Origin of the sequence: Pedobacter sp. MR22-3 (assembly GCF_026240075.1) — a bacterium.
Classification (GTDB): Bacteria; Bacteroidota; Bacteroidia; order Sphingobacteriales; family Sphingobacteriaceae; genus Pedobacter.
This window is the reverse complement of sequence record NZ_JAPIVF010000002.1, coordinates 326,378-351,198: the sequence shown is the minus strand read 5'-3', so window position 1 is coordinate 351,198 and position 24,821 is coordinate 326,378. Positions and strand designations below refer to the sequence as shown.

General features: G+C 38.2%; 24 protein-coding genes. 5 read left to right on the top strand and 19 right to left on the bottom strand.

The annotated features are described in order from the left end of the window. Positions 1-103 precede the first annotated feature (103 nt). Positions 104-487 carry a hypothetical protein gene (locus OQ267_RS05250; protein ID WP_140418683.1) on the top strand — a complete coding sequence of 128 codons (384 nt, stop codon included), beginning with the start codon at positions 104-106 and terminating at the stop codon, positions 485-487. Positions 488-501: 14 nt separating this feature from the next. Continuing rightward, a complete protein-coding gene (locus OQ267_RS05245) occupies positions 502-696 on the top strand; it encodes a hypothetical protein (protein WP_088301903.1) in 195 nt (64 codons plus the stop codon). A 113-nt stretch (positions 697-809) separates the two neighbouring features. On the opposite strand, the gene OQ267_RS05240 is transcribed toward OQ267_RS05245, so the two are convergent. From OQ267_RS05240 to OQ267_RS05190, 11 genes are all read right to left on the bottom strand, one after another. Continuing rightward, a complete protein-coding gene (locus OQ267_RS05240) occupies positions 810-1,088 on the bottom strand; it encodes a hypothetical protein (RefSeq protein WP_265819864.1) in 279 nt (92 codons plus the stop codon). A 203-nt stretch (positions 1,089-1,291) separates the two neighbouring features. After that, positions 1,292-1,537: a hypothetical protein gene (locus tag OQ267_RS05235; protein WP_265835139.1), complete on the bottom strand. Its 246-nt coding sequence runs from the start codon at positions 1,535-1,537 to the stop codon at positions 1,292-1,294. 98 nt (positions 1,538-1,635) lie between these two features. Then, a complete protein-coding gene (gene rpsJ / locus OQ267_RS05230) occupies positions 1,636-1,941 on the bottom strand; it encodes a 30S ribosomal protein S10 (protein ID WP_008244591.1) in 306 nt (101 codons plus the stop codon). Positions 1,942-2,009: 68 nt separating this feature from the next. Further along, positions 2,010-4,124 (bottom strand): elongation factor G, encoded by a 2,115-nt coding sequence (fusA, locus tag OQ267_RS05225; RefSeq protein WP_088301900.1) that lies wholly within the window; start codon positions 4,122-4,124, stop codon positions 2,010-2,012. A gap of 130 nt (positions 4,125-4,254) precedes the next feature. After that, on the bottom strand, positions 4,255-4,722 hold the full coding sequence (gene rpsG / locus OQ267_RS05220; protein WP_056097505.1) for a 30S ribosomal protein S7: 468 nt from the start codon (positions 4,720-4,722) through the stop codon (positions 4,255-4,257). Positions 4,723-4,739: 17 nt separating this feature from the next. Beyond that, complete coding sequence (rpsL, locus tag OQ267_RS05215) at positions 4,740-5,153, bottom strand: 30S ribosomal protein S12 (RefSeq protein ID WP_010599925.1); 414 nt, start codon at positions 5,151-5,153, stop codon at positions 4,740-4,742. A 275-nt stretch (positions 5,154-5,428) separates the two neighbouring features. Then, positions 5,429-5,884: a hypothetical protein gene (locus OQ267_RS05210; RefSeq protein WP_265835138.1), complete on the bottom strand. Its 456-nt coding sequence runs from the start codon at positions 5,882-5,884 to the stop codon at positions 5,429-5,431. A 266-nt stretch (positions 5,885-6,150) separates the two neighbouring features. Then, the gene (gene ahcY, locus OQ267_RS05205; RefSeq protein WP_088301898.1) at positions 6,151-7,467 is read right to left on the bottom strand and encodes an adenosylhomocysteinase; all 1,317 of its coding nucleotides are present in this window, start codon (positions 7,465-7,467) and stop codon (positions 6,151-6,153) included. A 160-nt stretch (positions 7,468-7,627) separates the two neighbouring features. After that, entirely contained in the window at positions 7,628-9,076 is a 1,449-nt protein-coding gene (locus OQ267_RS05200; RefSeq protein ID WP_265835137.1) for a M20/M25/M40 family metallo-hydrolase, read from the bottom strand. Between the two features lie 190 nt (positions 9,077-9,266). Continuing rightward, entirely contained in the window at positions 9,267-10,316 is a 1,050-nt protein-coding gene (locus OQ267_RS05195) for a TerC/Alx family metal homeostasis membrane protein (RefSeq protein WP_265835136.1), read from the bottom strand. Beyond that, positions 10,316-11,287 (bottom strand): polyprenyl synthetase family protein, encoded by a 972-nt coding sequence (locus OQ267_RS05190; protein WP_088301895.1) that lies wholly within the window; start codon positions 11,285-11,287, stop codon positions 10,316-10,318. Before OQ267_RS05190 ends, OQ267_RS05195 begins: the two co-directional genes overlap by 1 nt. Positions 11,288-11,578: 291 nt before the next feature. Here OQ267_RS05190 and OQ267_RS05185 point away from each other — a divergent pair, with 291 nt between their 5' ends. Further along, entirely contained in the window at positions 11,579-12,610 is a 1,032-nt protein-coding gene (locus OQ267_RS05185) for an alpha/beta hydrolase (protein ID WP_265835135.1), read from the top strand. 44 nt (positions 12,611-12,654) lie between these two features. On the opposite strand, the gene OQ267_RS05180 is transcribed toward OQ267_RS05185, so the two are convergent. From OQ267_RS05180 to OQ267_RS05155, 6 genes are all read right to left on the bottom strand, one after another. Then, the gene (locus OQ267_RS05180) at positions 12,655-13,623 is read right to left on the bottom strand and encodes a YpdA family putative bacillithiol disulfide reductase (protein ID WP_265835134.1); all 969 of its coding nucleotides are present in this window, start codon (positions 13,621-13,623) and stop codon (positions 12,655-12,657) included. Between the two features lie 94 nt (positions 13,624-13,717). Beyond that, on the bottom strand, positions 13,718-15,133 hold the full coding sequence (locus OQ267_RS05175; protein WP_265835133.1) for an MBL fold metallo-hydrolase: 1,416 nt from the start codon (positions 15,131-15,133) through the stop codon (positions 13,718-13,720). Positions 15,134-15,340: 207 nt separating this feature from the next. Beyond that, the gene (locus tag OQ267_RS05170) at positions 15,341-16,360 is read right to left on the bottom strand and encodes an asparaginase (protein WP_088301892.1); all 1,020 of its coding nucleotides are present in this window, start codon (positions 16,358-16,360) and stop codon (positions 15,341-15,343) included. A gap of 386 nt (positions 16,361-16,746) precedes the next feature. Beyond that, a complete protein-coding gene (locus tag OQ267_RS05165) occupies positions 16,747-17,514 on the bottom strand; it encodes a TatD family hydrolase (RefSeq protein WP_265835132.1) in 768 nt (255 codons plus the stop codon). Between the two features lie 36 nt (positions 17,515-17,550). Then, the gene (gene uvrA / locus OQ267_RS05160; RefSeq protein WP_088301890.1) at positions 17,551-20,466 is read right to left on the bottom strand and encodes an excinuclease ABC subunit UvrA; all 2,916 of its coding nucleotides are present in this window, start codon (positions 20,464-20,466) and stop codon (positions 17,551-17,553) included. A gap of 112 nt (positions 20,467-20,578) precedes the next feature. Beyond that, entirely contained in the window at positions 20,579-21,538 is a 960-nt protein-coding gene (locus OQ267_RS05155; protein ID WP_265835131.1) for a hypothetical protein, read from the bottom strand. Between the two features lie 162 nt (positions 21,539-21,700). Here OQ267_RS05155 and OQ267_RS05150 point away from each other — a divergent pair, with 162 nt between their 5' ends. Beyond that, the gene (locus OQ267_RS05150; protein ID WP_265819876.1) at positions 21,701-21,949 is read left to right on the top strand and encodes a DUF6364 family protein; all 249 of its coding nucleotides are present in this window, start codon (positions 21,701-21,703) and stop codon (positions 21,947-21,949) included. Further along, a complete protein-coding gene (locus OQ267_RS05145; RefSeq protein ID WP_265835130.1) occupies positions 21,946-22,362 on the top strand; it encodes a type II toxin-antitoxin system VapC family toxin in 417 nt (138 codons plus the stop codon). The genes OQ267_RS05150 and OQ267_RS05145 overlap by 4 nt, the downstream gene beginning before the upstream one ends. A gap of 48 nt (positions 22,363-22,410) precedes the next feature. Here OQ267_RS05145 and OQ267_RS05140 read toward each other — a convergent pair whose 3' ends face one another. Both OQ267_RS05140 and OQ267_RS05135 read right to left on the bottom strand, forming a co-directional pair. Further along, on the bottom strand, positions 22,411-23,454 hold the full coding sequence (locus OQ267_RS05140) for a ferredoxin--NADP reductase (protein WP_265835129.1): 1,044 nt from the start codon (positions 23,452-23,454) through the stop codon (positions 22,411-22,413). Between the two features lie 511 nt (positions 23,455-23,965). Continuing rightward, positions 23,966-24,751: a lytic transglycosylase domain-containing protein gene (locus tag OQ267_RS05135; protein WP_088301885.1), complete on the bottom strand. Its 786-nt coding sequence runs from the start codon at positions 24,749-24,751 to the stop codon at positions 23,966-23,968. Between the last annotated feature and the right edge of the window lie 70 nt (positions 24,752-24,821).

The following is a 24,821-nucleotide window of genomic DNA, read 5'->3' as shown; positions in this document are numbered from 1 at the left end:
ATGCAATTATCTTATTTGCCTGTTCGTGAGATACAACATCAAGATCTGCCAGATTTAATACAAACCATTTGCTTGGCAGGATGTTCTTTATAAAAACATGATTATGAAAACGAGTATTTATAATAAGGACGAACATACCGAAGGTTACTTCGGAAATGGTAATACCGATAAAAAATCTGACCTTCAGAAAGCACATGAAAAAGGTAATGAAGGAAATGAAGTTACTGCCTTTGGGCGGGCACCAATAGCCGAAGAAAATGCAAATGGTTTTAATGATGGGAATATAAATGCACGGGATGGGTTTGATAATTCAGGTACACAAGGCAAGGATTCATTAAGCGATGATACTTACAATAGCACTGAAGCGCAACATACAGTTGAAAGTGCTGCAAGCAAAACCGGTAGTTCATCTGAGGATTTTAAAGACAATAAAGATTCAATTATCAAAAACCGTGATGAGGATGATGTGCTCAATACGGGAATTTAAATTAATAATATATTATGGGATTACTAAAGTATGCCTTCGTTGGCGCAGCAAGTGTTTATGCACTTCATTATATCACTAAAAAAAGACTCAGTGATGGAAAATCATTAGTGGACGATTTAATAGAAAAAGCACCGGAATTAATTAAAGAGGTGAATCATCTCAGCCAGAATATTAAGCAGGATTACCGGCAAACCACCACACTTTATTAAATTTTTAATAGCCAATACTAATCTGGAAGTGGTTATCTTATTAATAGCCAGATTCTGGATTAAAGCATAATAAAAGGGATTTTCAATAGCTTTTAGCTTTTCCCTTTTATTATTTATAAATCTTTGCCACCCAATCCCTTTTCCTGATTACTGTTCCGGTGATCAGGATTGTCACTTTTACTTAAATTTACATTTTTAAGATTTCCGTTTACATCCTGATCATTTTCTTCTAATTTCGACAAATGATTTTCATCCGGAGTATTCTTCCTTCTGAACGGCGAATCACTAACGGCATGACCATAGGTAGCGTCGTCATTGTCCCACTCTATATTATTATGATCAAGATCCTGCTTATTTTTCTGATCATTATGTGCGTTCTGTGAGGTGCTCATCTTTTTAATTTTTAGTTCACTATTCATTTGACAACATAGCGCTGACTTAGAAAGTTTGGTAGATTTTATTTTATTTCTTTAAATGGTTATTTTGGGCGTACTATTTAATCTCCGTTTATCTATAGTCAGGCAAAGGAATATCATTTAAAACGAGCATCAGAAAATAAAAAAGAATACGCTCAACAGGCAGAAGTTATGCCGCCTTATTTTACACCTTTAGATTGATCTATCTCGCCTTCTGGATTGTCAACATCACCTTCATCTGAACCATTTTCATCACGGTGTTCAGGGGGATGTTCCATCCTGCTTTCTTCCAGATCTGAGAAATCACTTCCTTTCTGATTGGCAACTTCACCATGTGAGGAAGGTTTTTTTACTGTTTCTTCTTTCGGATCAGCAAAATCCTGCCCCTCAACCGGCAAACTTCCTTCTTTTAATGGCTTTTTCATACTTATTAAACCTGTGTAATTACTTTTTGTTTGAAAATGACCGGGCACAAAAAAAGGCCGCAATTTAACATTACGACCTTTCTTAATTTTTAAATCAATTAAACTTTGATTTCAACTTCAACACCACTAGGTAATTCAAGTTTCATTAAAGCATCAACTGTTTTAGAGTTAGAGCTGTAAATATCTAATAAGCGTTTGTAAGCGCATAATTGAAATTGCTCTCTGGCTTTTTTGTTTACGTGTGGAGAACGTAAAACAGTAAAGATTTTTTTCTCTGTAGGAAGTGGAATCGGACCACTTACAACTGCACCCGTAGGCTTAACAGTTTTCACGATTTTCTCAGCAGATTTATCTACCAAGTTGTAATCGTAAGATTTTAATTTAATTCTGATTCTTTGGCTCATCTTATTTTTAATTGTGATTCCCTGTTAGAGCTATTAACAACAGGAACCGGATTTATCTTGAGTATTAATTAGTCTTCAGATTTTACTCTTCCTTTGGATTTAGCAATTACTTCATCCTGAACGTTTTTAGGCGCTGGCTCGTAATGATCAAATTCCATTGTAGAAGTTGCACGGCCTGAAGTGATGGTACGTAACTGCGTTACATATCCGAACATTTCTGAAAGTGGAACCAATGCTTTAATTACCTGAGATCCGTTACGGGTATCCATACCTTGTAACTGACCACGACGACGGTTCATATCACCGATTACATCACCCATGTTTTCTTCAGGGGTTAAGATTTCGATTTTCATGATTGGCTCCATCAAAGTAGGTTTACATTTAGGTAAAGCCTCACGATATGCCATACGGGCAGCAAGCTCGAATGATAAAGCATCTGAATCGACTGCGTGGAATGAACCATCAATCAAACGTACTTTCATATCAGGAAGTGGATATCCTGCTAATACACCATTTGACATCGCTGCAGCAAATCCTTTTTCTACTGAAGGAATAAATTCACGTGGAATTGAACCACCTGTAATTTCGTTTACGAATTGTAAACCACCTTTTTCGAAATCAGTATCAATTGGCGAAATGATCACCTGAATATCTGCGAACTTACCACGACCACCTGATTGCTTTTTATAAGTTTCACGGTGTTGAGTGGTACCAAAGATAGCTTCTTTGTAAGCTACTTGTGGTGCACCTTGATTAACCTCTACTTTAAACTCACGTTTTAAACGGTCGATTAGAATATCTAAGTGAAGCTCACCCATACCAGAGATTACAGTCTGACCAGTTTCCTGATCTGTTTGTACCCTGAATGTAGGATCTTCTTCCGCTAGTTTAGATAATCCCATACCTAATTTATCCACGTCAGCCTGAGTTTTAGGCTCAATAGCTAAACCGATAACCGGCTCAGGGAATACCATTGATTCAAGAACGATTGGGTGTTTCTCATCACAAAGTGTATCACCTGTTTTGATATCTTTAAAGCCCACTACCGCAGCAATATCACCCGCACCTACATTAGGAATTGGATTTTGCTTGTTAGCGTGCATCTGGAAGATACGGGAGATACGCTCTTTGTTATTTGAACGGGTATTGTAAACGTATGAACCTGCTTCTAAATTACCAGAATACACACGGATGAAACATAAACGACCTACGAATGGGTCAGTTGCAATTTTAAATGCCAATGCTGCAAACGGCTCGCTTTCTGATGGTTTTAATAAAACCTCAGCATCTGTATTTGGATTAGTACCAACCACACCTTCAGAATCTAAAGGAGAAGGCAATAATTCCATTACATAGTCAAGCATAGTTTGTACACCTTTATTTTTGAAAGATGAACCACAAACCATAGGAACAATTTTCGCATCTAATACAGCTGCACGTAAAGCGTCTAAAATTTCACGTTCAGTGATGGAGTTTGGATCATCGAAGAATTTCTCCATCAATGTCTCATCATAATCCGCTACAGACTCCAATAATTTCTCTCTCCATTCTGCCACCTCATCCAACATATCTTCCGGAATCGGCACTTCAGTGAAAGTCATACCTTTATCGTGCTCATTCCAAACAATACCACGGTTGTTGATTAAATCAACCACACCAGTAAAATTATCTTCAGCACCGATAGGTAACTGTAATGGAACTGCATTACTACCTAACATGTCTTTAACCTGCTTAACTACTTTTAAGAAGTCAGCACCTGAACGGTCCATTTTATTAACAAATCCGATACGGGCAACATTATAGTTGTTAGCTAAACGCCAGTTGGTTTCTGATTGAGGCTCAACACCATCAACTGCAGAGAATAAGAATACTAAACCATCTAATACACGTAGTGAACGGTTTACCTCAACGGTAAAATCAACGTGTCCTGGTGTATCAATAATATTGATATGATAGTTTTGGTTTCTATATTTCCAACCAACAGTAGTTGCGGCAGAAGTAATGGTGATACCACGCTCTTGCTCTTGTGCCATCCAGTCCATTGTTGCAGCACCTTCGTGCACTTCACCAATTTTATGACTTACACCAGCATAATAAAGAATACGCTCAGTTGTTGTAGTTTTACCTGCATCAATGTGAGCTGCAATTCCAATATTTCTTGTAAATTTTAAATCTCTTGCCATTGTATTTTTTTTGATTTATCTGATTTTAAATGATTACACCGATTATGTTAAAAACAAATCGGTGTAATTTATTTAATCAGTATAATCTTCTAATTAAATCTGTGTAATCTTACTAATTTGCTAATCACTACTAGAAACGGAAGTGAGAGAACGCTTTATTGGCTTCAGCCATTTTATGCGTATCTTCTTTCTTCTTAACAGCAGCACCTTCACCTTTAGCAGCAGCAACGATTTCGCCAGCTAATTTCTCTTTCATCGTTTTTTCACCACGACGACGGGCATATAAAATTAACCATTTCATACCCAGAGCTGTTTTACGTTCTGGTCTAACCTCAGTTGGAACCTGGAAGTTAGCACCACCAACACGGCGAGATTTAACCTCTACAGCCGGCATGATGTTAGTTAAAGCACGTTTAAATATCTCTAAACCGTTTTCACCTGCTTTTTTCTCAGCAATTTCAACAGCATCATAAAAAATAGAATAAGCGATAGATTTTTTTCCATCGTACATCATATTGTTTACAAAACGAGTTACCTGAACATCGTTAAATTTTGGATCAGGAAGAATAATTCTCTTTTTTGGTTTTGACTTTCTCATTTCTTATTTCCTCCCGATTATTTCTTTTTGCCTTTTGCAGGAGCTGCAGCAGCTTGACCTGGTTTAGGACGTTTAGTACCATATTTAGAACGACGTTGGTTACGACCAGCAACGCCTGATGTATCTAATGCACCACGGATAATGTGGTAACGTACACCTGGTAAATCTTTAACACGACCACCACGGATCAATACGATTGAGTGCTCCTGTAAGTTGTGACCTTCTCCAGGAATGTATGCATTCACCTCTTTACCGTTCGTTAAACGAACACGGGCTACTTTACGCATTGCTGAGTTTGGTTTTTTAGGGGTAGTGGTGTACACACGTGTACATACACCTCTTCGCTGTGGACAGCTGTCCAACGCTGGAGACTTACTCTTGAACTCCAGTGCTACTCTACCTTTTCTAACTAATTGTTGAATGGTTGGCATTGTGCTTTTTTATGTTTTTTATTGAAAATTTTACCGCTCCCCCGGCATCCTTACAGATAGCCCATAAAACGGACTGCAAAAGTAGAACAATTCTTTTTAAGAATCAAGGGGTTAGAAGAAAAAAATAACGATAACGCTTTTTCAAATATGCTAGTGGTTTGATAAAGTGTCATTCACCGGAATAGTTTGGGCATAAACAGATTATGATGTTAACCGTTTTAAACTAACAGTATTGTCTGCTTACTTTGTTTGTAACGATCAATATAAAGGATCAGTTAATTGCAATCTGTAATTGAAGCTTCAGTTTCCCTTAACTTATCAACCAATTCTTTAATAGCCGCCGGAGCCTTACCGTAATCGAAAGTAACTTTTTTTGATTTTCCATTTTCGATTATCGTTACCCATTCAGCTCCTCCATCTGCACAATCAGGACAATCTATAACATCCGGAAGTTCAAAAAACTCACTTTTAATTAAGCTTTTTATGGAAGAAAGCTCTTCATTGGATAGTGATTTCTGACAGCGTTTAACATCAGATTGATCACTGTTTTTTTTCTTCTCCAAGGAAACCTGATTAGATGTGATGGCCATAATTCTCACGCAATATCCCCAACACATTCCGAAAGAGCTTCCATATTCAATTTTATTTAAGGAAGCATGGGCACCCTTTTTACAAGAACCAACACCCAGTATCACGATTAATGTGGCCAGTAAAGTTAAAATTTTCTTCATCTTTAGTATTTTTTTACCAATACGTTTAAATAAACACTTTCGCTACAATAACTGGATATGATGCAAACAGGTGAATGATAAATTTCAAATTCAATCAGGTATGCAAATGGGCTGAAATCCATCAAATGAGGAAACCATTGATATTTTAGCTACCGGGTTTTATATTTAAAATCAGAATTACAACAAAAAAAAAGGGATATGCAATGTGCACATCCCTTCTATTTTTTTAGACTCCTGACTCTGTACTACAGACTCAAAACTAATTTTTAGTAACGATATTCGTCTGATTTAAAAGGACCTTCCACCGGAACACCAATATAATCAGCCTGGTGCTGATCCAAAACATCTAATTCTACACCGATTTTAGCTAAGTGTAAACGGGCAACTTTTTCATCCAGATACTTAGGCAAAACATAAACTTTGTTTTCATACTTATCTGTATTTGTCCAAAGTTCTAATTGAGCCAGAGTTTGGTTAGTAAATGAATTACTCATTACGAAACTTGGATGACCCGTTGCACAACCTAAATTTACTAAACGACCTTCAGCCAATAGGATGATATCTTTACCTTCGATCGTATACTTATCTACCTGAGGTTTGATCTCCACCTTAGATGAACCATATTTCTCGTTTAACCAGGCAACATCAATTTCATTATCGAAGTGACCGATGTTACAAACAATCGCCTTATCTTTCATTGTTAAGAAATGTTCTCCGCGAACGATATCACGGTTACCAGTTGTGGTAACAATAATATCTGCTTCTTTAACAGCTGTAGCGAATTTTTTAACTTCATATCCTTCCATTGCCGCTTGTAGTGCACAAATCGGATCAATTTCCGTTACGATTACACGAACACCTTGTGAGCTTAAAGATTCTGCAGAACCTTTACCCACATCGCCATAACCACAAACCACAGCTACTTTACCAGCCATCATGACGTCAGTTGCACGACGAATTGCATCAACCAATGATTCGCGACAACCGTATTTGTTATCAAATTTAGACTTGGTTACAGAATCATTCACGTTAATTGCCGGTAAATGCAATGTTCCGTTTTTCATTCTTTCGTATAAACGATGAACACCAGTTGTGGTTTCTTCTGATAAACCTTTAATTGCTGCAATAAGTTCAGGATATTTATCGAAAACCATATTGGTTAAATCGCCACCATCATCCAGAATCATGTTTAATGGTTGTTGCTCCGGACCGAAGTGTAAAGTTTGCTCAATACACCAATCGAATTCTTCTTCATTTAAACCTTTCCAGGCATAAACCTGAATACCTGCAGCAGCGATGGCAGCAGCAGCATGATCCTGTGTAGAGAAAATATTGCAAGATGACCAGGTAACTTCAGCACCTAATGCCACCAATGTTTCGATTAAAACAGCCGTTTGGATCGTCATATGCAGACAACCTGCAATACGTGCACCTTTTAACGGTTGCGTAGGACCAAATTCTTCACGTAAACTCATTAAACCGGGCATTTCTGCTTCGGCTAATTCAATTTCTTTACGGCCCCATTCTGCCAGTGAAATGTCCTTAACTTTATAAGGAATGTATGTTGTCTCTACTGATGACATAATTATTTGTTTTTAAATGTGATGCAAAGTTACGGCATCGCTTTGTGAAAGCCAAATAATTAAAGACACTGGCTCGTTTATACAATGTAAAATAGTGTGATTATCATTTCTTCCTGTAAAGGAATTAGCCTTTATCTGGATCCTTTATTTTAACCAGATTTTACTTCCACTTCCACTCACCCGCAATGGTGAGCGGTTCCTTTAGGTTCTGGGATTCTAAGAAAGCTTTTAATTCTTGATCTTCCTGAACACCTACCGGTATTTTCGGCGTATTCGCCAAAGCATAGGTAAGCATGGCGCTATAACGAACGGTATTTTTTAATTCCTGTTCATTTACCAGTTTAAACGAATCGCCATCTGAATGATAAAAGGGGCCTGAATTATTTGGCAATTTACCGCCAAAGCCACCTCCTGTTGGGATTCCTTCTAACATAAATGGCTGATGATCGCTATGTAAACCAGCACCCGCATTAAATAAGTTTTTAAAACCGGTGTCTATTTTTACGATATCAGTTCCCCAGGCCGTAAATAAGTCTTTCATTTCGGCACGGGATGTTGAGAATCCCTTCGGATCATTGGTCATGTCGTAGTTCAGCATAAACTTCACCTGGTTGAGCGTTTTATCTTTCTTGGCCTGATCAATGTATGCCTTCGAACCCAGTAAGCCTTGCTCCTCCCCCATAAACAATACAAATTCAACTGTACGTTTTGTCTTTAACTTTAGCTTTTTGAATGTCCGGGCCATATCCATAATGGCGAAGGAACCTATTCCATTATCAATCGCACCTGTTGCCAGATCCCAACTATCTAAGTGTCCGCCGACTACAATTTTATCTTCCGGCAATTCTGTTCCTTTAAACACAGCAACTACGTTTCTGGCTTTAATTAAACCAGAAAAATTAGTCATGGCAATATGCGCTGTTTGTGGCTGCGATTTAATCTTCTCTTTCAAAGCCATTCCATCTTCCAAACCAATACATACTGCTGGTATTGGAATCAATTTACCCGTTACTGAAGCAGTTCCGGTTAACAACACCCCATTTTTAACTGTATTGATGATAATTACACCAATGGCACCATATTTCGTGGCAATAGCAGTTTTTTCTGAGCGGTGTAATGATTTTGTTCCGGTAGCCGAACCAGGTAAAATACCCAGATAAATCAAAGCAATTTTACCTTTAAATTTTTCAGGACTGGCCTGATAATCTGCTTCCAATCCATTACCAGCGTCTACAATTTCACCTGTAACATCGGCACTCACCGGCGAATGCGCCAGGGTTACGGCTTTCATTTTAGTCAAACTATTTTTATCGGCGCCAATTTCTACATTGATCGTTTTTCTTGCCCAGCTTTCGACCTCAAAAGGTTGAAATTTAACGTCACAACCATACGATTTTAGTAAATCATAAGCATATTGTTCTGCTTTAGCACCATTTTCCGAACCTGTTAACCGATGACCAATGTTCTCAGTTTCATATTTAAGCGTTTGATAAGCTTTTGAATTTTGCTGAACGTCAGTATTGATTTTTAAGAAGACATTTTCAAATTTATCCTGAGCATTAGCGAAGAAGGTCGTACAAATAATTACTGTTAAGAAAAGGGATTTCATGAATAATGTTGCTGATTATTCGATGAAAATACAAAAATTACGCTTAGGTATTAGGCTGTAACGTATATTTTGCTTAGCTGGTATTTAAAACGGCTATGGGTAATTTTCAAAAAAACATATAATACCTTAGAAAAAATAGCCTTAGAACATTAACTTAAATGATCTTAGTTGCCTGAGATGGTAAATTATATTATTGATGCATCACCTTTTTCGGAAAAACCAATGATGCCACTACACTGATCACCAGAATACTGACAATAATAATCAATGAGTGCTGAGTGGTAAACCCTAACTTCTCCAGGTAAACATGCCCAAGCATTTTCACGCCAATAAAGGCAAGTAACACGGCCAGGCCTGTTTTCAAATAATGGAACTTATGGATAATATTCACCAGTAAAAAGAACATGGAACGCAGCCCCATGATGGCGAATATGTTAGAGAAAAATACAATATAAGGGTCTTTTGTCACCGCAAAAATAGCCGGGATAGAGTCTATGGCAAAAAGTAGATCGGTAAACTCTACAATTAAAAGAACCAGGAAAAGTGGCGTAACCAGTGTTTTGTGGTTGATTTTTACAAAAAAATTTTTTCCTTCATACTTCGGATGGATAGAGAAGATTTTTGAAGCCCATTTTACTACCGGATGGTTCTCAGGATCAATTTTCTCATCTTCATCCTTACTAAAAAACATTTTGACGCCGGTAAAAACCAGGAAAGCTCCGAAAATATAAAGAATCCAGGCAAACTTCGCGATCAATGCCGCACCTACAAATATAAAGATGAAACGCATGATAATCGCACCCAGGATTCCCCAGAACAACACACGATGATAATACTTTTCTTCCACAGCGAAGGCAGAAAAGATTAATACAATAACAAAAATATTATCTACAGATAAGGCGTATTCTATTACATAGCCAGTTAAAAACTCTAAACCGAGGTTCTTTTTGTAGACAGATAGGCTTCCTTCAAAATCGTTTGGAATAAGGTTGATATGATGCTGGTGTTTGACAACGATTTCCTTGAGATGCGCAAAATCCTTAATCCCGTGAAGCTGATGGCCTTCTGTCCGTAAAATAAAATAGAAGCCTAATGCAAGTGCTACCATGATTACGCTCATGATTCCTGCCTGTTTCAAACTCACCACATGTTCTTTACGGCTAAAAAGACCTAAATCCAAAGCCAGTATGATCACAATAAACAGCAGGAAACCAATACTGAAAAGTAGCTCGTTACTCATTATTTTTTACGTTCTGTAGTATAAAGGACAAGTTGTTCTAAACCTGTTCTGGCTTCTCCTGCATCAAACTGACGCAGAATATCAAAAGCCTCTTCCTGGTATTGCAACATCTTCTCATTAGCATAATAAACACCTTTATGTCCATTAACAAAATCGATGATCTGCTGAATTTTAGCCGGATCATCCTGATGGTTTTTTACCAAATTGATGATGCGTTTACGTTCAGGTTTTTCAGCACGGTTTAAAGCGTAAATCAGCGGAAGTGTTACCTTTTTCTCCTTAATGTCAATTCCAAGAGGCTTCCCTACGTCATCCGTTCCAAAATCAAAAGTATCATCCTTAATCTGAAATGCAATTCCCACCTTTTCCCCAAATAATCGCATCTTCTCAATAATAGTATCATCAGCACCTGCAGATGCAGCACCCGCAGCGCAGCAGGAAGCGATTAAAGAAGCTGTTTTCTGACGGATCACGTCGAAATATAATTCCTCTGAAATATCCATTCTGCGCACTTTCTCAATCTGCAGCAATTCACCTTCACTCATCTGCTTCACTGCCTCTGATACAATTTGTAACAAACGGTGTTCATTATTGTTTACCGAAAGCAACAACCCTTTAGCCAGTAAAAAATCGCCAACCAATACCGCTATTTTATTTTTCCATAGTGCATTAATAGAGAAAAATCCACGCCGCTCATAGGCATTATCAACCACATCATCGTGTACGAGTGTTGCCGTATGCAACAATTCCACTAATGCAGCCCCACGGTGGGTAGATTCGGTAATGCCACCACATAATTTTGCAGCAAAAAACACGAACATGGGCCGCATTTGTTTGCCTTTTTGTTTTACAATATAGTGGGTAATTCTGTCAAGCAACGGTGCGTCGCTATGCATAGATTCTTTGAACGTCTTTTCAAACGCTTTAATATCTGCTGCTATAGGTTTTTTTATCTGTTCGATTCCCGGCATTAAGTCGAAAAATTTTGATTGCAAACTTAAGCTAATTTCCCATAAAAAAGGAATGTATTATGAAGCATCCTCATCTGTAGAAAAGCAACGGCAGTAATCACCTGCACCTTTCCTCCTGCTTTTGCCTATAGTCCTTCGCCCTCATGCTTCGGGCTGTGGGCTATTTGGCGCAATCAGGTTTAGCGTGAAAGTTGCTGCAGATCAAAGCTTCCCCTCAAAATGAAAAACCAGCTACTGAAAAATTACTTTACTCCGTCAAAAGTTTATTTGTAAACCTATAATTTAGGCACAATGAAAAAACGTTATAAAGTATTAATCGGTTTTTCGGTATTTATCATTGTCGGGTACTTATTGGGGCCCAGGCCAAAAAAACCGCTGTACAATACTTCATTGCCCGATGTTCCGGATATTAAAAACCTTGAAGATTATGTGGAAGCTATGGAGCATTCAAACAACATTAAGCCCGGAAATGAGGCTGAAATTGTATGGGCTGATACCGCACATCAGCAAACCGAATATGCCGTGATTTACCTGCATGGCTTTTCTGCTTCAAAAATGGAAGGTAACCCCATACATCTCCATCTGGCGAAAAATTTAAGCGCCAATTTATATTTAGCGCGTTTGGCCGACCATGGTATTGATACCCTTGCGCCGATGCAGTATTTTACCGCCGACAGGCTTTGGGAAACCAGTAAGCAGGCTTATGCCATCGGTCAGAAATTAGGTAAGAAAGTAATCTTAATCGGAACTTCAACAGGTGGAACAGTAGCCTTAAAACTTGCCGCTACTTATCCTGAAATCAATAGTTTAATTCTGCTGTCTCCCAATGTAGCGATAAACGATAAAAACGCCTGGTTGTTAAACGATCCGTGGGGTTTACAAATAGCAAGGCGGGTTTTAGGTAGTGATGAACGCAAAGTGGATGGCAGAACAGATGAATTTAAAAAATACTGGTATACCCATTACAGAATAGAATCTTTAGTGCAGTTACAGGAATTTGTAGAAAGCACCATGAATAAATCCGTTTTTCAAAAAGTGAAGCAACCGGTTTTACTGTTATATTACTATAAAAATGAACTAGAACAAGACCCTGTGGTACGTGTAGATGCCATGCTTAGCATGTTCACAGAATTGGGTACATCAGAAGATTTGAAACGAAAAATTGCCATTCCAAATGCAGGAAATCATGTACTTGGTTCTTATTTAACTTCTCAAGATTTGCCAAGTGTAGCAGTTGCAATCAATAGTTTTATGGGAAGTGTTCTTAAAATCAACTTGCCAAGTTTCAACAGCCCTGTGCTCGAAAAGCCTTTGCCGGTTTAACTTTCCTCGTGCAACATTCCACCAGGACTTTATTAACAGGAAATCTAGTTAACGATATTTTTAATAATCATTTCTGCATGCACCCTGGAGTTCTCTATAAACAACTTGTGTGTATCCAACCCCCCGCAAACAACTCCCGCCAGGTACAAACCTTTCACATTGGTTTCCATCGTTTCTTCGTTGTAAACAGGACAAAGGGTTTCCGGTAGTTCTATGCCAAATTTCCGCAGCATTGAAAAATCAGGCTGATAGCCCGTCATGGCAATCACAAAATCGTTCGGAATGGTTTCAATGCCTTCAGGTGTTTTAATATCTACTTCACCTTCTCTTATTGCAACAAGTTCTGAATTAAAAAGTGCAGTTACCTCTCCTTCTTTTATCCGGTTTTGAATATCCGGACGAACCCAGTATTTTACATGCGGACCAAGATCTCCACTGCGGACAACCATGGTTACGTTTGCGCCTTTCCGGTAAGTTTCCAAAGCGGCATCTACACCCGAATTATTTGCACCAACAACCACAACATTTTGAAATGCATACAAATGCGGATCTTTATAATAATGAGTTACTTTGGGTAAATCTTCACCAGGAACATTCATTAACAAGGGAACATCATAAAAGCCTGTTGCCACAATCACATTACTGGCAGTATAATTTGATTTAGTGGTCTGAATTTCAAATCTCTCCTGATCATTTTTATGAACCTGATTGACCCTTTCAAATAAATGAATATTCAGATTAAACTTTTCAGCAACCCTGCGGTAATACTCAACAGCCTCATTACGGTTTGGTTTCGGGTTGATGGTAACAAAAGGCGCACCTCCTATTTCCAGTTTCTGTGAAGTGGAAAAGAAGGTCATGAAGACCGGGTAATTGAATAAACTATTCACTAACGCACCTTTCTCGATAATGAGATAACTTAAGCCAGCCTGTTTAGCCGCTATTGCGCAGGCCATGCCAATTGGTCCGGCACCGATGATGATGATATCGTAGTGATTTTCTTTTTGAAGCATTTTAAAAATGTTGACCACCTTAGACATTTAAGATCATCTAAGCTTAGCGTGTAAAATAAATGAACAGTGGTAAGATGCTCTTAGGTTATTCAAACTAACTAACTTTCATGGCCTTGCTTGGACAGGCAAAATCAGTTCTTTTTAAGCCTGTGGTTTTAAGTGCACCATATCCGCCAGCGATGTCAATTACATTTTCAACACCTCTGGATTTTAAAATTGAAGCCGCAATCATGGAGCGATAACCACCAGCACAATGAATATAATAAGTTGCTTTAGGATCAATTTCGCCCATCCAGTCGTTGATAAAATCAAGCGGACGGCTTAATGTAAATTCCAGGTGTTCTGCTTCATATTCGCCAGGTTTACGAACATCCAATGCTGTAATTTCACTTTCCTGCACAGCTTGTTCAAAAGCTTCTGCAGAAATGGATTCGATACGATCGATTTCCTTACCTGCATCCGTCCATCTCTCAAAACCACCATCCAGATATCCAATGGTACTGTCATAACCTACCCGGGTTAAGCGCGTAATGCTTTCCTGTTCTTTACCTTCGTCAGTAATTAATAAAATAGGCTGTTGTAAATCAGTAAATAATGCCCCCACCCAAGGTGCAAATTGCCCGTTTAAACCGATGTTGATGGAGTTAGGAATAAAACCTTTGGCAAATAGCTGTGGATCACGCGTATCGAGCATAATTGCACCAGTTTGGTTAACGGTATCTTCAAATGCCTGCGGTGTTAAAGCATTCATTCCCTTTTCATAGACATCGTCGATACTTTCCACGCCTCCTTTATTAATGGCTGCGTTTTTAGCAAAATATTGTGGCGGAGGCATGATTCCATCCGTTACTTCTTTTATAAACTGCTCTTTTGTTTGTGCTTTTAAAGCGTAATTAACCTGTTTCTGATGACCCAATGTATCGAAAGTTTCCTTACTCATGCTTTTACCACAAGCTGAACCCGCGCCGTGAGCCGGGTAAACAGTCACATCATCCGAAAGTAGTTTTATTTTCTCATTGAGTGAATCATAAAGCATACCAGCCAGATCCTCCATGGTTAAATTTCCTTTCTGAGCCAGATCAGGTCGACCTACATCACCAATAAAAAGTGTATCACCACTAAAAATACAGTGATCTTTACCATTTTCATCCGTTAATAAATAAGTGGTAGATTCTAAGGTATGGCCAGGGGTATGCAAAGCGGTTATGGTAACATCTCCGATTTGAAATTTTTCTCCATCATGGGCGATGTGCGATTTAAATCCTGTTTTAGCAGTAGGGCCGTAAATAATTGTAGCGCCAGATTTTTCGGCAAGGTCTACATGTCCGGAAACAAAGTCTGCATGAAAATGCGTTTCAAAAATATATTTAATGGTTGCGCCGGCTTTTTCAGCTTTTTTCAGATATGTTCCAACTTCCCTTAATGGATCGATGATAGCCGCTTCCCCTTTGCTTTCTATATAGTAAGCAGCTTCGGCTAAACAACCCGTGTATATTTGTTCTATTTTCATTTTTCTGGAGTATCAAATTTGGGTATCAGGTATCAAGAAAACCCCTGAATCAAATATCTTGCCTCAAAAATAGGGCTAAATGTGAATAACTGAAATGATGATGATCATAATTGCAGAAGTTTTACGAATCAGCATTGACAACTTTTATAAACATCATGCATCAAAAAGTTGTCAATACTTAGAATATCGCTCAGATGTTGACTTATATTAATCTTTAGTCAATTCACCACGAAGCGATTCTTCCATTAATCTACGGCTTTCCACAATGGTTAAACCTAATCCCATTACAAACATCAGTTTGGTAACCGTAGCTTCAAAAGTAAGGTCATAACCACTTAGAACGCCCATTTTTTGAAGCTCCCGACTTGTTTCATAACGACCGAGGTGTACCGAGCCTTTTTTACACTGAGAAATATCAATAATGATTTTCCCACTCAGGATGGCCTGGCGCAAACTATCTAGAAACCATTGTGCTGTAGTGGTATTACCGGATCCGAAGGTTTCTAAAATAATGGCATCTACTTTCGAATCAGCAATGGCTGAAACGGCCTGTGGCGTAATGCCGGGATAGAGTTTTAAAACCCCGATATTTGAATTAAAATTGGTATGCAAGGTCAATTTACCTTCTGGTGCATTTAATACATAGTTGGTATGGAACTGAAGATGTACACCCGCTTCTGCTAAAACCGGGTAGTTAGGGGAACGAAAGGCTTCAAATTTTTCACTGTTGTATTTAATAGAACGGTTTCCCCTGAACAGCTGCGCATCAAAATAAATGCAAACTTCTGGGAATAACGACTTGCCGTTTTCTTTGGTGGCAGCAATTTCCAGTGCAGTAATCAAATTTTCTTTTGCATCGGTTCTGATTTCGCCTATCGGTAACTGGGAACCTGTTAGTACCACTGCCTTACCTAGGTTTTCGAGCATAAAACTCAATGCAGACGCAGTAAATGCCATCGTATCTGATCCATGAAGAATCACGAAACCATCATAAAGATCATATTTTTGGTAAACGAGTTCTGCTAATGTCTTCCAGATTTCAGGATCCATATTGGATGAATCTAAAACAGGGTTAAAAGAATGTACGTCTAAATGATAATCCAAACGACTTAATTCGGGAACGTTTTCTTTGATCTGTTCGAAATCGAAAGGAATTAACATCCCATTGCTGGGATCATTTACCATACCAATGGTACCACCGGTATAAATAATCAGGATTTTCGTCATTACTTGGTTTGGTTGCTCTTCACAAAGAAACTAAAAGAATTTTAATTTAAAGGGCTTTTTAATGATAAAAATCAGGAAAAACAACTTAATCGTTTTACTTTATTGCCATTTTAACAATAAGTGTTTCAATAACGTTTATTATGATCATATAGCTTTTAAGGGAGTGCACTGAATAGAATTTATAAATGACAAATGCAAACAAAAAGGGCGTTTTTGCGGGGAGGAACAGCGAAGCAATTTTTCATGCGAAAGAGACCTGCTAAAAGGATTGCCTCATCACTTTAAAAATTGTTCACAGCAATGACAGCACCGCTATTATAAGGAATTGCAAGTAACTTTTCAGAAAACATAAGAAGATGCTGAATCAATTTCAAGACGGCCAAATCTTAAACCCCAAAAATTTTCTTTGAATTTTCTGTGGTAATATTTGCAATTTCTTCCACAGAAACGCCATTAATTTCCGCCAGTTTTTCAGCAATATAAATCAGATAACTGCTTTCATTCGGTTTACCTCGAAAAGGAACCGGCGCCAGATAAGGTGAGTCGGTTTCCAATACCAGATTTTCCATAGCAATTTCACTCAACACACCATCCAATCCTGCTTTTTTATAAGTGACCACACCACCTATTCCTAAATAAAAGTTCAGATCAATAGCTTGTTTTGCCTGCTCTACATTCCCAGTGAAGCAGTGAAATATGCCCCGCAACTTTTCATCGCGCTCACTTTCCAGCACTTCAAATACTTCGTCAAAGGCTTCACGACAATGAATCACAATGGGTAGACCTAAATCTTTCGCCCAGGCAATTTGCTTGCGGAAAGCATCCTGCTGAGATGACAAAGTGGTTTTATCCCAAAATAAATCAATTCCGATCTCCCCAATGGCATAGATTTGTCTTCCGGATATACTTTTATAAATTTCATCCAATACAGCCAGGTAGTCCTCCTTTACATCACAAGGATGTAAGCCTGCCATTGCAAAACAATTTTCCGGATATTTACTCACCAGATCATTAATCATTGCAATGGATTTAATATCAACATTGGGCAGAAATAACCTGTTTACATCATTTTCAAAACAGCGGTCCATCAACTGCGCCTGCTTTTCGGCATCTTGCTCGTAATATAAATGGGTATGGGTATCAGTAAAATTCATTTTAGTATCAAGTAGTAAGTATCAAATCTGGCGGGTTTAATTTTTTTTCTCCGATTTTGTCTTTTTAGGTTTCTTCATTTCTACCGGCTCGACTTCAAACTTATGCCCATCGAATTCCATTTCTTTTTTCAGGAATTTTCCAGTCAAGCTAATCGGATTCTGAATTAAGCCTTCCGGAGTACCTTCAAATAAGATTCTTCCGCCGCCTGCTCCACCTTCTTCCCCCAAATCAATCACCCAATCAGCCACTTTAACTACATCCAGATTATGCTCAATCACCAAAATGGTATTTCCTTTTTCCACCAATTCCTGTAATACACCTAAAAGCACATTAATATCTTCAAAATGCAATCCGGTGGTAGGTTCATCTAAAATATAGAATGTTTTTCCGGTATCTTTTTTTGATAACTCGGTGGCCAGTTTAACCCTTTGTGCTTCCCCACCCGATAAAGTGACTGATGATTGTCCCAAAGTGATGTAGCCTAAACCTACATCTTTCAGGGTTTTTATTTTCCTGTAGATGATCGGAATATTTTCAAAGAAAACGCAGGCATCTTCAATACTCATATCCAGCACATCACTAATCGATTTGCCACGAAAACGAACCTCTAAAGTTTCACGGTTATATCTTTTACCGCCACACTCTTCACATGGCACCTGCACATCAGGTAAGAAATTCATCTCAATCACCTTTAGACCGGCTCCCTGACAGGTTTCACACCTTCCTCCTTTTACATTAAAAGAAAAGCGACCGGGTTTATAACCCCGGATTTTTGCTTCAGGCAATTGCACAAAAAGGTTCCTGATATCTGAGAAAACGCCCGTATAGGTAGAAGGATTAGAACGCGGTGTTCTGCCTATAGGTGCCTGATCTATTTCAATCACCTTATCAATTTCCTTTAACCCTGTGATTTTCTCGTATGGAAGTGGTGTCTTTTTCGCCCTGAAAAAATGATGATTCAGAATCGGGTATAAGGTTTCGGTGATTAAGCTCGATTTTCCTGAACCCGAAACTCCGGTTACGGCAATAAATTTGCCCAGCGGAAAATCAACAGAAACTTCTTTCAAATTATGTCCGGTAGCTTTGGTAATAGATAACTTATGTCCGTTGCCCTTTCTCCGAACCTTTGGCGTCTCAATTTTCTTATCACCATTTAAATACGCTGCAGTTAAGGTGTTAGAATTTAAAATTTGTGCCGCAGTGCCTTCTGCTACTACTGTTCCGCCATGAATACCTGCTCCAGGCCCCACATCAATTACCCAATCAGCTTCGAGAATCATATCTTTATCATGCTCTACCACCAAAACGGTGTTCCCCAGATCTCGAAGGTTTTTTAAGGCATTTATTAAACGCTCATTATCACGCTGGTGCAAACCAATACTGGGCTCATCCAAAATGTACATGACATTCATTAACTGAGAGCCAATTTGAGTAGCTAAACGAATCCGTTGTGCCTCGCCACCAGAAAGGGTACGGGCTGTTCTATCTAGTGTTAAATAAGTTAAACCTACATCCGTTAAAAAACCAATCCGGGCTCTGATTTCTTTTAAAATTTCTTTTGCAATGATATTCTGGCGATCGGTAAGACGCTCATCAACATGTTCAAACCACTGGAAGAGGTTATTAATATCCATGGAAGAAAGTTCAAAAATATTCTTACCATCAACTTTGAAGTGCAAACTTTCCTTTTTTAAGCGGGCGCCATGGCATTCCGGACAGGTTTTTAACTTGCGGAAAGCATCCATATCATCAGATGCAGACTCGCTTCGCTTTTCGTTCTGCTCTTCCAGCATTTTAATGATGCCATCGAAAGTAATGTTATAGTTTTGAACGTTCCATTTATTGTATTCCACTTCTACCTTAATCAGATCTGGCGATCCGTTTAAAATAATATTGATGACTTCATCGCTCAATTTTTCTATCGGCGTAGATAAAGAGAAGCTGTATTTTTTGGCCAGTGATTTCAATACCTGAAACATCCAGATATCCCGATATTCGCCTAACGGTGCCAGGCCACCATTCAGAATGCTCAGCTTAGGATTGGGCATCACTGATTCCTTATCCACCACAAAAATATAACCTAAACCATCACAACGGTCGCAGGCTCCATAAGGTGAATTAAACGAGAAGCTATTCGGTTGCGGTTCATCATAAGAAATCCCCGTAGTTGGACACATCAGAAACTTACTAAAATGGGCAACATGATTATCCTTATCAGTAATTTTAATCACACCTTTACCCATCTTCATGGCCGTTTGCACAGAATCCAACAAACGCTTTTTATCTTTATCATCAACAATCAGGCGATCAATCACCACTTCAATATCATGGATTTTATAACGATCAACCTGCATTTTGGCCGTAATATCTTTGATTTCTCCATCTACACGAACCTTTACATAGCCTTGCTTACGGATTTGCTCAAAAAGCTCCCGGTAATGTCCCTTCCTGCCTTTTACTACCGGCGCCAGGATATTTACGGCCATACCGTCGAACTTATTAAAAATGTTCTGCAGAATCTGATCTTCACTCATCCGCTCCATCTTCTCCCCGGTATTGTATGAAAAAGCATCCGCCACACGGGCATATAGCAAACGCATGAAGTCATAAATTTCCGTAATGGTACCAACAGTTGAACGTGGGTTTTTACTGGTTGTTTTTTGTTCAATGGCAATCACCGGACTTAAACCCGAAACCTTATCTACATCCGGGCGCTCCATCCCACCCATAAACTGGCGGCTGTAAGCACTAAATGTTTCCATATAGCGGCGCTGGCCTTCAGCATAAATGGTATCGAAGGCCAGAGAAGATTTCCCGCTGCCACTTAAACCAGTGATTACCACCAATTGGTTCCGTGGGAAACTAACATCTATATTTTTTAAATTATGTACCCTCGCACCGTATACTTCTACATCTTTTTGCTCGCCAAGGTCGATAGATTTATTGCTCATATTTTATTTAAAAGTTGAGGAAAAATTCAGCTTATAAAATAGCCAAATTTCAATCCGCAAAAATGCTAAAAATTTTATCAAAATGAAAGTGTAACTCAAACTGTATTAAGGATTAATTGTCATAATGCTTGCTTCTATTCCGAAGGAAACCAGATGATAAACCAAAACGCAGATAACCATAATGATCCTGAAAATAGATGTTATAATTATCTTCACCATAATAGCCAACTGCAGCCATTAGAAAGACGTTATTCATAAATGGAAGACTATAATTAAAATTAATTTCGGCGTTTAACCGCTTTTGAAGATTCGCTAAATTCTTTGCAGGGATTTTATTCACTGCATAGGAAACCTCAGCATTTAAACGCCAGGTTTCTTTCTCGGTTTTAACTTTCAGTTTATTTCTCGCATGTCTTTCGATCAGTCCATATTTTCGCCAGGAGAAATTGTATAAGATTCTCGTGAATCCAAAGCCCAGATCCAAAGCAGGTTCATACCTGAAAAACTTATACCACTGTAAACCTACCCGATGATTAAAGGAATAATAACTTTCATCTGCATCTGTTTCCGTTAAATGTCCGAAACGATAAGATGCCGTTAAATAATTGGCATTGAAATTCCCCGTTAACGTATTTACTGAGCCATCGGTATTTAAAGCATCCTGATCCTGGCCATTAGAATGATGGGTAAAAGCAAGTTCTCCATATTGATAATTTTCCGGATTGGCATTTAGCCTTGCATATAAGGCACCGCCAAGGCGATAACTCGGCGTACGTACGCCTGCAGAAAACTCATTTCTGACCCGAACCGTAAAATCTGGAATGATGGCGAAGGCTATGGGTGATTTATAAGTTCCAACCAACATATAGGTAGTGGTCAACCTCCCATTAATGACATATTTAGATGGCGCTCCCAATTCTCCGGCCGGAGCAGTATAAGAGAAATCAGCATTTTCTTTGTAAAGATTGATATATTCTTTATTGGCAGACTCATTTCTAATGATAAGGGAATCTTGCGCAAGGAGATGAAAACACAGAAAAGAAAAAACAAACGTTAATAAAGTTTTCATCATACCATATAAACGTTAGTGAATGATTGATGGTTTTGTAATTTGTTAAATCGCTATCAGATCTGCACTTTAATTTCTTTCTTAAAAAGAAAAATAAAATTAAAGTATTATGAAATATTTTGATACGTCTATAAATACATATATTTGTACGTACAAATATTAGCTATGGATATTAAACTTACATTAAAGCTCAATCAGGAAATTATTGAAAAGGCTAAGCTATATGCTTCAGATAAAAAATTAAGTTTGTCCAAATTAATTGAAAATTACCTTAACTCCTTAACTTCCAACCAGGATAATGATGAATTACAGATTTCACCTTTTGTGAAGAGTCTGACATCTGGTGTTAAAATCCCTGCTGATTATGACTATAAAAAAGATCGTGCAGATTACTTAGACGAAAAGCATAAATGACCAAAATATTTTTAGATACCAACGTCATATTGGATTTATTGGCTGAAAGAGTTCCTTTTTTTGATTCAATTGCTAAAGTTGCCACACTGGCTGATCAGAAAAAAATCATTTTAATGGCATCTCCATTATCATTTACAACTGTTGAATACGTTTTAACTAAGTTTGAACCTTCAGAATCTGTATTGAACAAATTAAGAAAATTTAAAATTCTTTGTAAAGTATGCGAGGTTAACGAAGAAATAATTGATAAAGGATTAAATTCAAATTTTAAAGATTTTGAAGATGCTGTACAGTATTTCACAGCAATTCAATCAGGTTGCAACATCATCATCACCAGAAATGGAAAAGATTTTAAGTATTCCACCATCCCGGTTATGGCAGCTGATGAATATTTAAGTAGTGTTGGATGCTGAAACCATCAAACTAATAACGGTTTTTCTGATTAGTAGACTAATTAAACCCTACCACTCTATCGTGGTTCCATTCTCTGTTGGGTGACCAGTGCAAACCAACACCCTACCCTTTTCTATTTCTTCATCCGTAAGTACTTCATTATAATCCATGCGAACATTTCCTTTGGTACAGGTAGCTACGCAAGTGCTGCATACACCTCCCCTGCAACTATAAGGGAGTTTGATTTTATGTTCAAGGGCAACATCTAAAATTCTTTTTGGCCAGGGAACTGCCAGATTATACGTTTCGCCATTGAAATTCAAGATGACCGAGTAGGTGCTTTTATCTACTACTTTTTCTGAACTATCGTCTTCATCCATTTCATCTTCTGGTAAAACGAATGTTTCTCTTTTGATCTGTTTTAAATCGAATCCCATCCCCAGCAAAGTAATCCTGCATAAATCCATATATATTATAGGCCCGCAGGTATAGCATAGCGCTTGTTTGCGATCGAAATGTAAATGTGTTTTAATTAATTGCTCGATGTAAAACTTATTTAAGCGGGCAGTCATCAGGTTTTTACTATTGCTAAAAATCCACACGATTTTTAATCTTTCTGGGTACCGTGCTTGCCATTCTAAAAGCTCATTATAAAATAAGGCATCTTCCTTTGATCGGTTACTATACACCAGTGTGATTAGTGAATTTCTCTCTCTTACCAATGCTGTTTTTAAAATGGAAAACAAAGGTGTAATGCCCACACCAGCAGCAAACAGAAAAAGATCCCGTTCTACATATTCATCAGGTAAATAGCTGAATAATCCTTGGGGCTCCTGAGCAAACAACACATCATTTACAGCGGTTTTATGATGCAAAAATCTAGATATTTCTCCATTCTCAACCCTTTTAACTGTAATGGCCAGCGGTTCATCCACATCAGGTGAACTGTTGAATGAATATGATCTACGAACTTCTCTATTTTTTCCTTCAAATACCAATGAAACAAACTGACCGGCCAGATATTCAGGATATGACTGATCTACCTCTTCAAATTGAAATGTGAGGTTATCACCAGGTTGATTGATGATTTTATGGATGCGAAGCTTGAACATAGTGCAAAGAAAAGGATTTGAGTTGAAAAGTTGTTAGGCGTTAGGCGTTAGGCGTTAGGCGTTAGGCGTTAGGCGTTAGGCGTTAGAAGTAACAAGCTTCAACCAATGGGTGTTTGATTGTTTAAAATATTTTTTTTAAGGGTTAGAAGTTTAGGGTGGTAGTAAACACACTGAAGAAATCCGTTTATGGCTCAAAATCATTTATTCGTTATTAGAACGGCGATCGGAGAAATTGGGCGATAGACTTAGAAAGTTAAAAAATAATTCCGTGGAAGTTTGTGCTTCCTAGGCAAAGAAACTTTATCTCATTAATAATTGGTTCATTACTAACCTAGAAGGCGCTTTAAACTTTAAAAAAACAATTTGATGGTCAGTGATTTATTCAATATCACTACAAACACTCACACCGAAATCTGTGAAATCAAAAAATCTTTGTAATTATCTTCAAAAAAAACGCTCCGATTCAGAAATCGGAGCGCCTTACCAAATGCTTGTCTTTATCTTAATTATATTATTCGGCGTTGTAAGCCAATAGCACACGCTTTTTCTGATATCCGTAGCGTTTCGGATGTTCCACAATCTGTTTCATCGAGATCACCTGATAAACGTAGCGGCCGGTTTCCCGGTTTAGCCTCATTTTATAATAATTATCCTGATTTTGATTGCTGATTTGCCTGCGTAAACGTCCGTCACCAACATTATAGGCCGCAGCCACCAATGTCCAGCTCTCTAAACCTTTATACATTTCTTTAATGTATTTACAGGCTGCGATGGTTGATTTACGCAAATTATAGCGTTCATCTACATCAGCATTTACTTTTAAACCATATGAACGTGCAGTGCCTGGCATAAACTGCCATATTCCGGCTGCACCTTTTGGAGATACGCCAGCTGCCATTCCAGATTCAACCAAAGCCAAATATTTGAAATCATTAGGAATTCCGTAAGCAGCAAGAATCGGCTCTATCACTGGAAACCATTCTTTTGCCTTTTTATGCAAACGATTTGTCTGCGTGTTGCCGTAAGTGTGTGCGGCAAGGATTTTTTTCATTTTGCGTTCCACCTTTTTATCGCCTAAAGGCAGGGTTTCATCCGCGAAATTCAACTGAGCCATTAAAGATTGAGGCTTAACCTCCTTTTTTTCAACTTTCAGGCGTTGAGTTGTTGGTATTGTAGTGTGTAATTGTTCTTTTTTTAAAAGACTTTTTTGTGCTAAGGGCATTTGGTAAGCGAACACTTTTGCCAAGATAAATAGTGTAACCACTACCGCAATTGGTACGATGTGTTTCTTTAACATTTTCCTCCTTTTTTTGGTGAACTTATATAAAAACGTCGGCAAAGCTAAAAAATAATAAGCACATTATCAA